The organism is Variovorax cryoconiti, from assembly GCF_051216395.1.
GTDB lineage: Bacteria > Pseudomonadota > Gammaproteobacteria > Burkholderiales > Burkholderiaceae_C > Variovorax.
The window spans coordinates 1-1,073 of the sequence record NZ_JBPJZI010000067.1 but is presented as its reverse complement, the minus strand read 5'-3'; the positions used below and the strand labels follow the sequence as shown (position 1 = coordinate 1,073).

At 66.5% G+C, this 1,073-nt stretch carries 1 protein-coding gene and 1 pseudogene; both read left to right on the top strand.

Going from position 1 to position 1,073, the window contains the following annotated elements:
• A pseudogene (locus tag ACSFA2_RS25780) lies at positions 1-301 on the top strand (methyl-accepting chemotaxis protein); the annotation flags it as partial.
• A 40-nt stretch (positions 302-341) separates the two neighbouring features.
• Positions 342-1,073: MCP four helix bundle domain-containing protein (locus tag ACSFA2_RS25775; RefSeq protein ID WP_435458165.1), on the top strand; the 732-nt coding region annotated here is incomplete at its 3' end.

The window sequence follows — 1,073 nt, the reverse complement described above, 5'->3', positions numbered from 1 at the left end:
GATCAACCAGGCCATCACGCAGATGGACCAGGTGACGCAGCAGAACGCGGCGCTGGTGGAAGAGGCCGCGGCCGCCGCCGCCTCGCTGCAGGACCAGGCCGGCAGCCTGTCGCAGGTCGTGAGCGTGTTCCGTATCGACGGCGGCGCTGCTTCGGCCCCTGCGCTGCGCGGCCGTGCCCCTGCCGAGCCCGCTGCGCGTCGCGTTCAGCCGGCCAAGCGTGTGCCGGCCTTGCCACGCGCCGCTGCGGCGCCCCGTGAACCTGCATCTGCCGCCGCTGGCGACGGATGGGAAACCTTCTGAGCGGCTGTGCCGCATCTTTCACTGTCTGGAGTCGACGAGCATGTTTCTGAGTCAAATTTCCATCGGCAAGCGGCTGGCCCTCGTGGTCGGCCTCATCCTTGCGTTGTCCCTTGCGAGCAGCGTGCTTGCCGTCGTGAAACTGCGACAGTTGGGGCAGGAAATCGATCTGATGGTCGAGCAGAACATCAAGATCGAACGTGCCGGCTCCGACTGGTTGCGCTACGTGACCGCCGGCGTGCAGCGTGCCGCGGCGATCGCCAAGAGCAGCGACGCCAGCCTGATCGACTACTTCGCGCCCGCCAGCGCCCAGAACATCAAGGAAACCACCGAGCTGCAGAAGTTTCTCGAGTCCCGCATGGACACCCCGCAGCGGCGCCAGATCTACGAAAAGATCGGCGAACTGCGCAAGGCCTACCTGGCAGCCCGAGAAGAAGTGAGCAAGGCGAAGCTCGCGGGCGGCGCGGAAGAGGCCAACAAGATCTTCACCCAACGTTTCGAGCCCGCCTCGCAGGGTTACCTGGTCGGCGTGCAGAAGCTGGTGGATGGCGAACGTGCCGAGCTCGATGCCGCAGCGCAACGCAGCGACGAGATGCGCGCCAACACCAGCCTGATGCTGGTGATCTGCAGCGCGCTGTCGCTGGTGATGGGCATCGTTCTCGCCTGGATGCTGGTGCGCAGCATCACCCATCCGCTGCGCCGTGCCGTGGCGGTGGCCGAGGCCGTGGCCGCCGGTGACCTGACCAGCCGCATCGAGGTGACGAGCACGGACGAG